This is a genomic window from Bacillus sp. AK128 (assembly GCF_053903075.1).
In genome coordinates this window covers 1,760,644-1,774,066 of record NZ_CP096379.1, presented here as the reverse complement: position 1 = coordinate 1,774,066, position 13,423 = coordinate 1,760,644, and the positions used below count along the sequence as shown (strand labels likewise).

Sequence of the window (13,423 nt, the reverse complement as noted above, 5' to 3'; positions counted from 1 at the left end):
GTCTTATACCACTGCTAAAAAAAGGAAACGATTGACATTTTTGAAATAGTTTACATATAATTAACGTAGCAAATATGAAGGAGGTTTCCCCATTGGTGATGAAAAAGTAATTCCCCATGTCCTTGTTAACTTAAACAAGAACACCACTCTACTTTTTGAAGAGTACGGGATTACTATGTCATTTTTGTGGATACCTTTTACGGGTTACTTAAAATGATTAAGCATGTAAGTTGTAGCGGAACGTCTATTATCATATCGTTTTCCTAGCTTACTGTGCTTTTACCTCCTCCACTTCAAATCGTAGAATTATATTTTACGATTTTTTATTTTGAAAAGGAGATAACTTTATGAAACCTATACTTAAAGACTTTATAGTAAGATCACCGTTGTTGGAGGATGCTGATAGAGTTACTGACTTTGTAGCTACTGTGGATGTTGATGAATTTGGATTTCCAGACATAGAGATACAAGATGTAATCGATTTATGGAACGAGCTTCCCATCCACACAAATGTATGGATTATCGAAACAACTGACACAAAGGAAATTGTGGGTTATGGATTTATTGAGGATTCTGGAGGAGATAGCCTATACTCAAGTGCATATGTTCACCCTCAATACAATTGCAAAGGAATCGGTTCTTATTTATTAGAGTTAATTGATAAGCGTGCCATAGAAATTAAAGATTCAAATAACCTGTCACTAAAATTAGATAATGTTATTCCTGCAAACAATAAGGCTGCTATCAAGCTTGTGGAATCAAAAGATTACCAATTTAATAGGCTATATAAAAGAATGCGAATTGATTTGGTAGAAATGCCAGAGTCTGTTTCTATACCAGATGGATTAATTATACGTCCATATGAACACAAACTTGATGCCATTCTACTTCATTCAGCTCACCAAGAAGTTTTTAAGGATACGAGGGATTTTACTACACAATCATATGAAGAGTGGATCATGAAGAAAAGCACACCTAACTATGATCAGAGTTTATGGTTTGTGGCTTATGCGGAAAATGAACTTGTTGGATTCATTATTTGTAAAATATTTGATGGAAAAGATATATATATAGACCTATTAGGTGTAAAACGTCCCTGGCGTAAACATGGACTTGGATTGACTCTTATTAATACAGTTTTCAGAGAATCTTTTGAAAGAGGAAATAAAACAGTATTAATTTCGGTTGACTCTAATAGTTTAACAAAAGCAAATCTCCTATATGAAAAAGCAGGATTTAAGCCAATATTCGAAGTTGCATTGTTTCAAAAAAACATCTAATGTCTAGGGGCATGAGACAGGTCCTAACTTCCCAACTAGAAAAAACGGGTAAGATACTTGTCCACTGCCCCTTATTCATTTCAACTGCCTTTTCTCTCACTTTGACACAACACTTTAAATTTGATTAATTAACTACAAAACAATGATGCAAATGGATTGGAAGGTGTAATCCAATCAAACCAGCAAAGAAAGTACTTAATTTATTTATCTTCTTTCCCTCTATAACATTTTCAAAATATTAGAGAGAATAATGAGTCTAATTAGATTCCATTTCTACCTGCTTCATATAAAATTGCATTGCCTCATTTAACCACTGCTGTTCTTCTTCAGTAAATGGAGAGGGTACGATTCCTTCAATTTCTTGAATATCCATTTCTTCCACATCAGCTTCTGCAAGCTGTTGCATCAATTCCTCACCAAGAAATGCGAAAGAAGTCTCTATATAGGCACGAACGACTTCTTGTACCTTTGGATCCTCTACAGATGTTCCTACCAATTGCTTTACTTCTTTTGAAAACTGAATAAATGTCTTATCTAATGCAATTTTTTCCTCATCAGATCTCTTTGACAACTCTTCTGTCACATAAGATAAGTCATGACGATCCATCCATTCATGTTGAATATGTTCTGTATGCATCCCACGTATTAGGCTTGACAGTATTGTGCTATCTACTTCCCCTTCATCCTCAAGCAACTTAATGACTCTCTTTATAGTCTTCATAGATTGTTCGATTTGTTCTTTTTCTTTTTCTAGTGCTTGAAGGTGCTGGGACAATGTATCTGTTAAATCAACAGTAAAGCTTTGTTCATGTATCAGATGAGTAATTTTTTCAAGGCTATAGCCTAGAAACTTTAAACTTATGATTTTTTGAAGAGTAATTAAATCTTGATGATTGTAAATCCTGTGCCCTGAAGTCGGATGCTTTTCAGGGCGTAATAGTCCCATCTCATCATAATAATGCAACGTGCGAATAGAAATTCCTGTCTTTTCTGCAAATTCTCCAATAGAAAAGCTAGTATTTGTGCTCATTACCATTCCCCCTATTAAGATATAGCTCCATTTTAACCCCTCACGTAACTGGAGGTTCAAGTAGGAATTTAATTTTATATCAAGAAAAAGTAAGAATTAAGCACGTAACCACTTTAACATTTCTTTTGGAGACGCATTTTTACCGTACATTAAGATCCCAACCTTAAAGATTTTACCTGCAAGCTTCATAAACACCCAAATACTAACTAATAAAATAGCTAATGAAATAGCAATCTCAACCCATGGCCAGCTCTCTAATAAACTTAGACGTAATAATAATACACCTGGTGCACTAAAAGGAATATAGGTACCCACTTGTGCAAAGAAACCACTCGGGTCACTAAATACTGGACCTATAAACATAAACGGTAAGAAAGGAAGCATCATTACCATGCCTTGAAAGTTGCCCGCTGAGGACATGTCTGCCATCGTCGCGCCAACTCCAACAAAGATAGCTGCATAAAGAAAGTACCCCATGATCGCGATCGCAACAAATAAGAGAAGTTCTGGAACTAATAGATACTCAAACAAAGGAATGTCTAACTTCCACAGTGCAATCGGTAATCCAAAGACTAAGTAAACAATTGCCTGGATCATCCCAAGTCCAAAATAACCTATTATTTTCCCTTGCATTAATTCACTTGGTGTTAAAGAAGATAAGATAATTTCTGCAACTTTATCCTTCTTTTCCTGGGAAGCACTTTGGAATATATACATTCCTGAGAACACAATGGATAAAAGAATAATTCCAGCAAATGCTCCAGGTATCACACGTTCTAACGATTCTCCACCTAACGATTCACCGCTTTCTTCATTAGCTACCTCTTCGGTTAACGATGCTTCTTCAAAAACAATTTCTTTTGAAACAGCCATCAATTCTTCATCTGATAAACCCAAATCTCTCATTTGGACTGCCTTTAAAGGTGTTGCAAATGCTTGAATTTGGCTCATAAAATATGAATTCATCTCTTCGCTCGTGTAGACAGAATACAAACCACTTTCATAAGAAGATTCATTAATGAAAATATATGCAGTGTTTTCCATTTGCTTCAGATCTTCTATCATAACTTCCTTGCTTGTATCAGTCTGCTCTAGTTCCACATTCAAATCTAAAGTCTTAGCTGTTTCTTCAAGAGTGTTAAATACACCGATGCTGTCATTAATAAGGAGATGTACTACTGGTTCTTCAGTTGGCTCAGAATCCCCGAATAAACTCCCAATTAACATAAAGCCTAAAAATAATATAGGCGTTAAGAACAATCCAATAAGAAAGGATTTATTTTTCATGTTTCTTCTTATTTCCCACTTTGCAACCTTTAGAGCATTACGCATCGACCTCAGCCCCTTCCTTTAACAAATTTTTATCAGTAGCAATATCAATGAAGATTTCATGAAGAGAAACTCTGTCTATAGATAATTCATTTATTTCTAATGTATCTGGTAAATTCCTCAGCCAGCTTGCCACTTCTATGTCTTTCGTTAAGTATAAAATAACGGCGCCTTCCCTTTGCTCGACACGTTGAACTTTAGGTAGCTTTTCAAGATCTTCCACTTTGTTTCTTCCTTTGATCGTGCACTTGAAATTTGCGTACTCCTTTTTCACATTATCCATCGTCCCATAGATCACCTTTTCCCCACGATGGATTAAGAACAATCGGTCACACATCTCCTCAACTAGATTCATTTGATGAGAAGATAATAGAATAGCAGTACCACCTGCCGCTAGATTCCTAATCTCTTGTTTAAATAACTCCTGACTGACCGGGTCAAGTCCAGAAAAAGGCTCATCAAGTATTAAAAACTCTGGTTCATGTATAATAGAGGCGATAAACTGAACCTTTTGCCCCATTCCTTTTGACAATTCCTCAAGAGAAGATTTGTCTTTCCCTTCTAGTCCAAATTTCTTAAGATATAAAAGGGCCCGCTCTTTCGCTTTTTTGATTGGATAATCCTTTAAATCCGCTAAGTAAAGGAGAATATCCATTACCTTCACATTTTTATAAAGGCCACGTTCTTCAGGTAAGTAACCAATCTTATTTCTTGGAATTTCCTTATTTCCTTTAAACGTAATATTACCTTCATCCGGATACATAATCCCCATAATATTTCGTATGGTTGTGGATTTACCTGCCCCATTAGGACCAAGAATAGCCATTATTTCTCCCTTATTCACCTCAAACGAGATATCCTTTAAGACTTGTGTGTCTTTAAATGACTTCTTTAAATGCTCGACCTTTAAAATAGGTTCCATCACTGATTCCCCCTCTTTTGTTAGTGAAACGCTTATTTATTTCGAATTGATGCACAATACTTACCATGAACAAGCAGTAAAACTGCTCCCATTACCATGATTGAAAATAGTTGAGATTGACCCGACGAAATCGAATAGACAGTTGAAAGTAACATAGCAATGACTAAAGATATAGAAAGTAAATTGTAGGATTTATAGAGTCCTATTAGCATGACATGTCGTTCACCTTCATCTGACGCTTCTAAGAGTCTTTCTGCATAGTTTGCTTCTGATAGTTTCGGAAGATTTCGCTCAGGATAAACCAGTTGTAATAGACGAGCACTAAGCATAGATAAAAAATAACTTATAAAGATTCCTAGAATAGCTAGAATGGTGAGAGTAAGTTCTGTATTTACAGTACCTGATATACATAAAGCTAAAAGAGAAAAAGTAAGACTAGCCTGACCAAAAAATGAGTAATCTGTAAACTTCTTGTAAATCAGCACATCTTTTTCGTCTTCATCGTCACCATAAACTTCTTTACGATTTAGATTAATGATTTGTCTGTAGATCACGAGACTTATCACCAGCAATAGGAAAATAAGCACTAACATACCTACCACAATGGTAGTCCCATGTACAGTGAAATCAAAGGTAAAACCATTTAATAAAAATGTTACGACGACAAATCCGCCGACCGCACTTAAAAGGATCCGTATCCAGTTTTTCATGTTATAACTCTTCCTCCTTTATTAAAAATACATTTTCAACAGGTTCATTAAAGATTCGGGAAATCCGAACAGCGATTAATAAGGACGGTATAAACTCCTCACGTTCAATTAAACTAATGGTTTGCCTTGAAACCTTTGCAAGCTTTGCAAGTTGTGTTTGGTTTAGTCCATCCCGTGCACGTAGCTCTTTCAGTCTGCTTTTCATATTCGCATCACCTCACACTAATAGTGTAAATCATATTTATCATTTTGACAACTATACTTGTCAAAATGATAAATATATAGGTCATTAATCCAATAAAAAAAGCGATCCTCCTCAAGATTCACGCCTCTTTTACACTGTCTTATAAACGAATTTGAATAAACTAATCCCTTGTGCGCTGGGATATACTATTTCTCAATTTCATACTGTCCATATCGTTTTTCCTTTTTTCTTTGCATCCTCATCCAAACCGGAACCAATTGCTAAACCTATACCCAGTTTTAATCTGAATGTACAAACTTTCCAACTCCGATTTACCTCACAATACTATTTCTAACAAGAAACTTACCATTAAAGTGGATAGGTACACCTTCACCGTTTCTTTCAGCATGAATGTGGAGGTGTGGTTCACTTGTGTTTCCTGAATTTCCAACTAATCCAATGAACTGTCCTTTTTGCAAAGTATCTCCAACTGTTACATCAACACTACCTTCTTGCATATGAGCGATGAAAACATCAACTTCTTCATTCTCACAATATAGCTTGACATAATTCCCTTCTGGTCTTTCTGGATCTGCATTGGGTGGTATTAAATCAGGTGCATCATTCCGCACTTCAATCACTTGACCCATACAAGGACTATACAATTCGTCACCAAATATCGTATACTCTTCCAACGCGTTAGGATATACACCCGCTGCCCTTGCACCAAAAGCATTTAGTTTTACAATATCAAGGGCAAACTGTTGTGGTAGATAGGCATAATGATAGTTTACTTGTATACTCCCACCGCCCTGTCCAACATAATAGGTACCATTTTTCAATGGAAAATCTAGTTCTACCGCTTTTTCATCTGTTCCATAACCACCAAATATAGAGAAATGATACATGCCAAAAATTAGTGCAAGTAAAACATATATACCAATAGACCATTTTTGGCTCCGAGTGTACGTAATTTTAAATGGTTCATTTCTTACTTTTTTCCAAGAAAGATAGAGTCCCAGAACGAACAGTACAGGCCATAGAAACCTTAAATAATAGCTGAACCAATCCCAAGGCGACGAGAAAAAAATCCATGATAGATAGGACAACGTAAATAAGGATTGGATGATCCATTCCAACTTACTACGCATAGGCCCTTTGAAAAAGGGAATGATAAACACAATTGGTAAAACCAATTGAAAAATAATTAATTGTATGACAGCTATGTTCATAGATATTCACCCTCTCAAATTCTACCAAAACTTATTACATGGTAATACGGTGACAAAACGAAAAGGTTTCACAAACTTGGAAAGCCGCGAGATAATCTATGTTCCAGTAAAAACGAAGCTGATAAACAGCCAATAAGAAAGACGACCACCGAAAAGTGATCGCCTAACCTTAATATTTTTTAGTTACAAGTATGGTTGTAGTGCACAGCAAAGAAACTTTTGTAGATAAAAATCACTGATTTCTACGAAAAAGACCTAGGCCTTTTTCGTAAATAATTCTAATAACTCCTTAGCACTATGTACTTCTTTATCTGGTTTATAGGCAGTATTTGTCGGTAAATCCTTCTTACGATGATTCATCCAGATCGCTTGCCAGCCTGCTTGTTTTGCTCCGATTATATCTTTTTCAAAATTGTCCCCGATATACACGGTTTTGGTTTGGTCAAGTTTCAATTTCTCTTCAATAAAATCAAATACTTCTCTTTTCGGTTTTGCATGACCAATCGTACCAGAAATAAACGTCATCTCTGCCGGAATCCACCGACTAAGACTAAGTTGTTTAATTTTCATTGCTTGATGTTTTTCTTCACCATTTGTAAGGATTCCAAGCTGTTTCCCTTCTTTGTAAAGCACATTTAATAGTTCTTCGACTTCCGGAAACAAGGTAATATTGTTTTGCTCCGTCACATACGTTTCATGAAAAACAGTCGCTTTTTCCGTATCTATAGGGATGTCAAAATCCTTACAGGCAGCCATGATTCGTCCGGTTTGCCATTCAAATTGGGATATTTCACCTGCTTCACTTCGATCAAATAAAATCTCGCTATACTTACGACTAGCTTTATATAATTGATCGATTTCTTCGTCTGAAAATGGCTCTTGAAAAAGCTTCCTCACCGTTTTATGAAAAGATTGTGCTTGATCATATAGTGTATCATCGACATCAAAAATTATCGTATCCATTCATAGCCCTCCTTATATTATGATGATATCATTTATTTATTGGCTAGAGAAAACAGAGAGCAAACTAACTTCACCCTTCATCTAATCCAACAAACTAAAAACAGCACCTACCCTGACAAGTGGGAAAGGTGCCGTTTCTAGTTATTGTTAAAGATCAACGTTTCAATATTATCGATTAATCCACCGCAGCACTCTCTCAACATTCTTCTTACTCACTTTCCCACCCGAAAAGCGGTCAATTTGTCTAAATGGCATGTTGATCACAAAGTACACATTATTTGCCGTTAATGGTTTTCCAATCTTTTTAAAGAAATAGTGGAAAAACATAATAGAATGGTAAAGCAATTTTCCTACCCAGTTTTTATACTGGGCTTGGTTAATCGTGTCATTCATTCCTAAATCTTTATGACGATCCCAATTTTTAGCTGGAAGTTTTCTACCTAATAATTTTTCAAACTCAGAATCAGTAATTTTCTTTGCATTAGCCTCTGCGTAGTTTGGAAATTCGGTCTTTAAGAATACAGTTGGAGTAACACCTTCCAACTCCAGAGTTTCCTCTAAGTGAATCTCTTGGATTGTACTTCCTACTAGAATCTTGTAAACCCCTGATTCAACCTCCCAATCCTTCATTTCAGGATTATAATAAGAAAAATCTCGGTTCGTTAATGTTAGTGTCACTTGCTTCGTTTCACCTGGTTCTAAGTAGACCTTGTCAAAAGCTTTCAATTCTATCTTTGATCGGAAAATTTTTGAATTCACCTTTTCAATATACAGTTGAGCAACCTCTGCTCCTGCAACTTCACCTGTATTTGTTAAATTAAATCTTACAGTTAAGTCATCAAGCACCATATCACTGTATTCAAAGGTAGTATAAGATAGCCCATACCCAAATGGATAACGGACGGGTACATTTGCCGTTTCAAAATATCTATATCCAATGAATAGTCCTTCTTTATGTTCACTTGTTGCTTGATGTCCAGGGTAGTACGGAGAGGATGGAACATCATTGTAACGAAGTGGGAATGTTTCACTTAATTTACCACTTGGATTATATTTACCAAGCAATATGTCAACAATTGCTTCACCCCCACCTTGTCCAGAAAGATAAGTGTGAATCATCCCTTGTACTTGATCTGCAAATGGTAATTCAAGGGCACCTCCACCCGATAGTACAACGACGACATTCTTATTTACCTTAACAATTGACTCAACAAGCTCTAACTGGTTTTCAGCTAGTTTTAAATCCTCTCGATCTACACCTTCTGCCTCTTTGCTTTCATCAAGACCAATGAATAAAAGCACTACTTCAGCAGATTTCGCAAGACTTGTTGCTTCCTGCAATAATTTACTGCTCTTTTCTCCCATACGCTTAAATCCTTGTGCATACCCAGCAATATTTAAAGAAGACTTTTCTAAACTATCAAACGCACTACTTAATTTATAGGGATTAATTAATGAACTCCCTGCACCTTGGTATCTTGGATTTTTTGCAAAATCACCAATAACCGCCACTTGTGTTCCCGCTTTAAGTGGAAGAATATTATTTTCATTTTTCAGAAGTACCATAGACTGTCGAGCAGCTTCAACTGCCTTGTTGTGATGCTCTTCATAATCTACTTGTCCTAGGTCTTGATCATCTAAACGTACTTTATAAATGAGAGACAGTAACTGATCTACGGCATGATCTAAAATGGATTCATCCAATGTTCCTGCATTGATTGCATCAACAATTTCCTTATCAGTAATTCCGTTAGTAGATGGCATTTCTAACTGATTATGAGCATTTAACCCTGCAACACGGTCATTATTTCCTCCCCAGTCCGTTACAACCACACCGTCAAAGCCCCATTCAGTATACAAAATGTCATTCGCTAAATGTTGATTTTCATTTGCATATTCCCCATTTACCTTATTATAAGAAGACATCATTGTATACGGATTACTCTCTTTTACAACTTTCTCAAATCCTGTTAAATATATTTCTCGGAGCGAACGTTCATCAACAATTTCATCAATTGTCATTCGCAAATGCTCCTGACTATTCACAGCATAATGCTTAGGGCAAGCTGAAATACCATTTGATTGAATTCCCTTTACCATTTCACTAGCTAGTTCACCAGTCAAGTAAGGGTCTTCCGAAAAATATTCAAAATTACGTCCACATAGTGGATTACGTTTAATATTTAAACCCGGACCAAGCAAGACACTTACTTTTTCACTGCGAGCTTCCTTACCAATATCACGTCCTACGTTATAAACAAGTGACTTATCCCAGCTATTTGCTAGCGTTGCAGCTGTTGGGTAACAAGTTGCTGGTAGACTTTTATTTAATCCAAGATGATCAGCCTTCCCACCCTGTTTACGCAGTCCGTGTGGTCCGTCGGTTAGCATAATGGAAGGTATTCCCAGACGTTCAATTGCCTTTGTATTCCAGAAGTTTTGTCCAGACATGAGGGAAGCTTTCTCTTCTAAAGTCATCTGATTTATTAAATCTTTATACTTCATATTTCACACCACTTTTCTATAGAAATAGGAAGAAGGCGAATTTTGGCCGCCTTCTCTCCATATATCAAAATACGTTAGTTAAAAAGATATGTTTTAAGTGTTGCATATAGTGAGTTATGCATGCTAGTTCGTAGTCCTACTGTAATCGCTTCTGGATTCTCATTATATGCTTCTTCTAATAGTTGTTTGTTCTTTGTAACCGATAAGACATCTAACATTAAGTCATTACCAGACGTTATAGCTTTTTGTGGTTCCATGAATCCGAACACCGCATCTGAAGATACTACGCCTTCAAAGCCCCACTCATCTCTTAGCATTCCATTTAATAATTCTGGATTTGCCCATTTTCCATCAATGTAAGAGAAACTAGACATTGCACCAGTTACGCCAGCCTCTTTTACAGTCATTTCGAAAGGACGCAGGTGAATTTCGCGCATCGCTTGTTCATTAGACCATACTAGAAGCCCGGATCTTGCATTGGTTTCCTGCTCATTCATGATAAAGTGCTTCATAAATACTGTAACACCTTGATCCTGTGCACCTTTTGACATACCAGCACCAATCATACCGTTTAAAACAGGGTCTTCTGACATATACTCAAAGTTTCTTCCACCCTGTGGAGTACGGTGAATATTAAGAGCTGGTGCATACCACCCATGGATTCCGTATGCTTTTGCTTCTTTTCCAATCACTTCACCCATCTCGTAGGCTAACTCTTTATTCCAAGTTGATGCCATTACGATTTCTGTTGGGTATGCACCTGCTTCAAATTGTTTAAAAAAGAAACTAAATCCAGCAGGTCCATCCATTAATACTGTTTTCGGAATACCTAGCTCATCAATTTCTCTTGTATGATAAGCACCTTCTGTAACATAGTCGATCATTTGATCAACAGTTAATTGGTCTAAAAATTCGTCCCATTTAGGGTCATCATAATCTAAACCTTTTAAGTCTTCTAATTTGAGACCATTGTCAGCACCTGTTGTAGGCATTTCCATATCATTATTGAACTCATGTCCTTGAACTCTTTCAATCACTTGATCTGATGCAACTTTTGAATCATCCTCATCTGATGGGTATGTCCCTTCCCAATCGTTACGAGAAAGAATCGTTAATTCATTTTCTGATTGAGTAAAACGATTTTTGTATTCTGTTCCTGTATCAGCATCAGCTTTGTAGACAAGATTCTCAGCTAGTTCGAAATCAAGGGTACTGTCAATCACATGAACATTTTTACCAAGTTTAATTTGGTATGTTCCTTTTTCTAAAATATAGTTCTCATTTGCCATATCGTAAGAAGCCATATCTCTTGTATCATACTTAATCGTTACTACTTCAGACTCACCTGGTTCTAGTGACTTCGTTTTTGCAAATGTAGCTAAGTTAATGGCAGACTTCTCGATTCCACCTGGTGTGTAAGGAGCAGAATAGTAGACTTGAACCACATCCTTACCAGCTACTTCGCCTGTATTTTTCACTTCTACTTGTAATTCAATAGAATCATTATTTAATTGTGAATTCACGATATTCCAATCAAATGTTGTAAAACTTAGACCAGAACCGAAAGGAAATTGAACCGCTTGTTTGTATCCTTCTTCATTCCCTTGATAATAAGTCTCATAGAATCTGTATCCTACATAAATTCCTTCTTCATAATTAAGATAAGCTTTATCTAAATTCTCATACTGATAATCTCCGAAATTTTCACTTGCTGGTGAAGATTCCACATCATATACATACGTATCAGTGATACGTCCAGAAGGGTTTAATTCTCCTGAAAGTACTTTAGCAAGTGAGTTTGTTCCAAATGGTCCAGGTGTTCCAACCCACAGAACAGACTGAATACTTGGATACTCATCAACAAATCCTAACTCTAAAGTATTACCAGCATTGACAATAAGAGTAACATTACTAAAGTTTTCAGCCACTTTTTTGACTAAGCCATGCATTTCATCTGATAACTTTAATTGATCCATACTTACATCTGATGCTTCTACACCTTCACTCTGAATAATAATCATCGCATTTTCAGAGTACTCTTTCGCTTGGGTTAAGGCAGCATCACTTACATCTGGTTCTCCAGCTGCTTCGCTACTACTTAACATCCCTTTTACTACTTGAACAATACCAGTATCTGACTCACCTGTTACTCCTTCTAATTCCGGCAATCCAGAATAGTAGTCATATAGCTCCTGATTATATTCAACCCCTGCATTCTTCAGCGCATCAAATAAATCAACAGCACGAGTTTGGTCTGAAGCACCAGAACCACCACCACCATATTTAAAAGTAAATGCAGTTGAACCGAATACATTGATTTTTTTATCAGCTAACGGAAGTGAGTTATTTTCATTTTTTAATAAAACTAAACCTTCGTTTGCAATTTTTTCTGAAACAACATCAGCAGCTTCTCTGGCTTTAATACCTTCATCACTTGTTGTATCAATCGTAATATGTTTACCAGTAACGTTCCCAACGACACTTGAAACTGTTGGTCCTACTGTTACACCAACTGTTAGTACTAGCAGCGCAACAACTGACCATCCCGCAATTCGTCTTGGTCTATTTTTAAGTTTTTTGTATATTTTAGCTTCTTTTTTCGCTACTTTTCTTTCTTTACGGCTTAATGATTTTAGTTCTTCTTTTTGTTGTTGTTTTTGTTCTTTTCGCAAATGTTTATCGCTTACAATTGCTCCTTTTCGCTCAGCCTCTGACATAGCAGCAATTTCTTGCTTTCTTTCCTTACGTTTAGCCTTATCTTCCCTCACACGTTGCAATATTTCTTGCTTCCTTGCTTGTCTCTTTTTAAAGTATTCAATCATAATGACCCCTCCTACCTTTCATTTCAAAGCAAATCTAGTTGTAAACTTTTATATAAAGTGTCCGAATCTCTAATTGCAAATTTTCCACCGAAATAAAATCTAACAATCTTTCACAACTAGTTCTCTCCACTTTAATTTAACGAGATAACGCTTCCATTTCATTCTAAAAAACTCTTATCTCCATCACTATTGTTTAGGTTAAAGATCGTATCTAATCTTATTTATCCCTCCCACCTTTTCCATAATAGATCGATTTGATTTTGAAAGAGTACTGTCTTACTCCTTAGCTACAATATACTATCCAAAGTCATCGAGTACATTCCATTAATTAAGAAATGCTATTCCGATTTTTGACTTTTTCAGAACAAAAAGCGCAAGCGCCCCATTTAGCCCAGACAAGTAAATGTTCTGAAGAGAAGAAAATGGTGATCTTTCCATTTTCTTCT

At 36.2% G+C, this 13,423-nt stretch carries 10 protein-coding genes; 1 reads left to right on the top strand and 9 read right to left on the bottom strand.

The features are described from left to right. Window positions 1-347: 347 nt before the first annotated feature. Window positions 348-1,280, top strand: a complete 933-nt coding sequence (locus M1D60_RS08670) for a GNAT family N-acetyltransferase (protein ID WP_456278761.1) — start codon at window positions 348-350, stop codon at window positions 1,278-1,280. A 256-nt stretch (window positions 1,281-1,536) separates the two neighbouring features. On the opposite strand, the gene M1D60_RS08665 is transcribed toward M1D60_RS08670, so the two are convergent. The 9 genes from M1D60_RS08665 to M1D60_RS08625 form a co-directional block, all read right to left on the bottom strand. Beyond that, window positions 1,537-2,310 (bottom strand): MerR family transcriptional regulator, encoded by a 774-nt coding sequence (locus tag M1D60_RS08665; RefSeq protein ID WP_456278760.1) that lies wholly within the window; start codon window positions 2,308-2,310, stop codon window positions 1,537-1,539. A gap of 96 nt (window positions 2,311-2,406) precedes the next feature. Beyond that, window positions 2,407-3,642 carry an ABC transporter permease gene (locus M1D60_RS08660; RefSeq protein ID WP_456278759.1) on the bottom strand — a complete coding sequence of 412 codons (1,236 nt, stop codon included), beginning with the start codon at window positions 3,640-3,642 and terminating at the stop codon, window positions 2,407-2,409. Continuing rightward, entirely contained in the window at window positions 3,635-4,561 is a 927-nt protein-coding gene (locus M1D60_RS08655; RefSeq protein ID WP_456278758.1) for an ABC transporter ATP-binding protein, read from the bottom strand. The genes M1D60_RS08660 and M1D60_RS08655 overlap by 8 nt, the downstream gene beginning before the upstream one ends. Before the next feature lie 32 nt (window positions 4,562-4,593). Next, complete coding sequence (locus tag M1D60_RS08650; protein ID WP_456278757.1) at window positions 4,594-5,271, bottom strand: DUF3169 family protein; 678 nt, start codon at window positions 5,269-5,271, stop codon at window positions 4,594-4,596. A 1-nt stretch (window position 5,272) separates the two neighbouring features. After that, complete coding sequence (locus tag M1D60_RS08645) at window positions 5,273-5,476, bottom strand: helix-turn-helix transcriptional regulator (RefSeq protein ID WP_456278756.1); 204 nt, start codon at window positions 5,474-5,476, stop codon at window positions 5,273-5,275. Between the two features lie 311 nt (window positions 5,477-5,787). Next, window positions 5,788-6,687, bottom strand: coding sequence for a M23 family metallopeptidase (locus tag M1D60_RS08640; protein WP_456278755.1), 900 nt, complete (start codon window positions 6,685-6,687; stop codon window positions 5,788-5,790). Window positions 6,688-6,942: 255 nt separating this feature from the next. Further along, entirely contained in the window at window positions 6,943-7,650 is a 708-nt protein-coding gene (locus M1D60_RS08635) for an HAD family hydrolase (RefSeq protein WP_456278754.1), read from the bottom strand. A 168-nt stretch (window positions 7,651-7,818) separates the two neighbouring features. Continuing rightward, window positions 7,819-10,155 carry a glycoside hydrolase family 3 C-terminal domain-containing protein gene (locus tag M1D60_RS08630; RefSeq protein WP_456278753.1) on the bottom strand — a complete coding sequence of 779 codons (2,337 nt, stop codon included), beginning with the start codon at window positions 10,153-10,155 and terminating at the stop codon, window positions 7,819-7,821. A gap of 74 nt (window positions 10,156-10,229) precedes the next feature. Then, window positions 10,230-12,977 carry a glycoside hydrolase family 3 N-terminal domain-containing protein gene (locus tag M1D60_RS08625; protein ID WP_456278752.1) on the bottom strand — a complete coding sequence of 916 codons (2,748 nt, stop codon included), beginning with the start codon at window positions 12,975-12,977 and terminating at the stop codon, window positions 10,230-10,232. Between the last annotated feature and the right edge of the window lie 446 nt (window positions 12,978-13,423).

Bases quoted from the DNA above. Each gene is read 5' to 3' on its own strand.
- M1D60_RS08660 (WP_456278759.1), bottom strand. From the start codon at position 3,642: ATGCGTAATGCTCTAAAGGTTGCAAAGTGGGAAATAAGAAGAAACATG.
- M1D60_RS08630 (WP_456278753.1), bottom strand. From the start codon at position 10,155: ATGAAGTATAAAGATTTAATAAATCAGATGACTTTAGAAGAGAAAGCT.
- M1D60_RS08650 (WP_456278757.1), bottom strand. From the start codon at position 5,271: ATGAAAAACTGGATACGGATCCTTTTAAGTGCGGTCGGCGGATTTGTC.
- M1D60_RS08655 (WP_456278758.1), bottom strand. From the start codon at position 4,561: ATGGAACCTATTTTAAAGGTCGAGCATTTAAAGAAGTCATTTAAAGAC.
- M1D60_RS08640 (WP_456278755.1), bottom strand. From the start codon at position 6,687: ATGAACATAGCTGTCATACAATTAATTATTTTTCAATTGGTTTTACCA.
- M1D60_RS08635 (WP_456278754.1), bottom strand. From the start codon at position 7,650: ATGGATACGATAATTTTTGATGTCGATGATACACTATATGATCAAGCA.
- M1D60_RS08645 (WP_456278756.1), bottom strand. From the start codon at position 5,476: ATGAAAAGCAGACTGAAAGAGCTACGTGCACGGGATGGACTAAACCAA.
- M1D60_RS08665 (WP_456278760.1), bottom strand. From the start codon at position 2,310: ATGAGCACAAATACTAGCTTTTCTATTGGAGAATTTGCAGAAAAGACA.
- M1D60_RS08670 (WP_456278761.1), top strand. From the start codon at position 348: ATGAAACCTATACTTAAAGACTTTATAGTAAGATCACCGTTGTTGGAG.
- M1D60_RS08625 (WP_456278752.1), bottom strand. From the start codon at position 12,977: ATGATTGAATACTTTAAAAAGAGACAAGCAAGGAAGCAAGAAATATTG.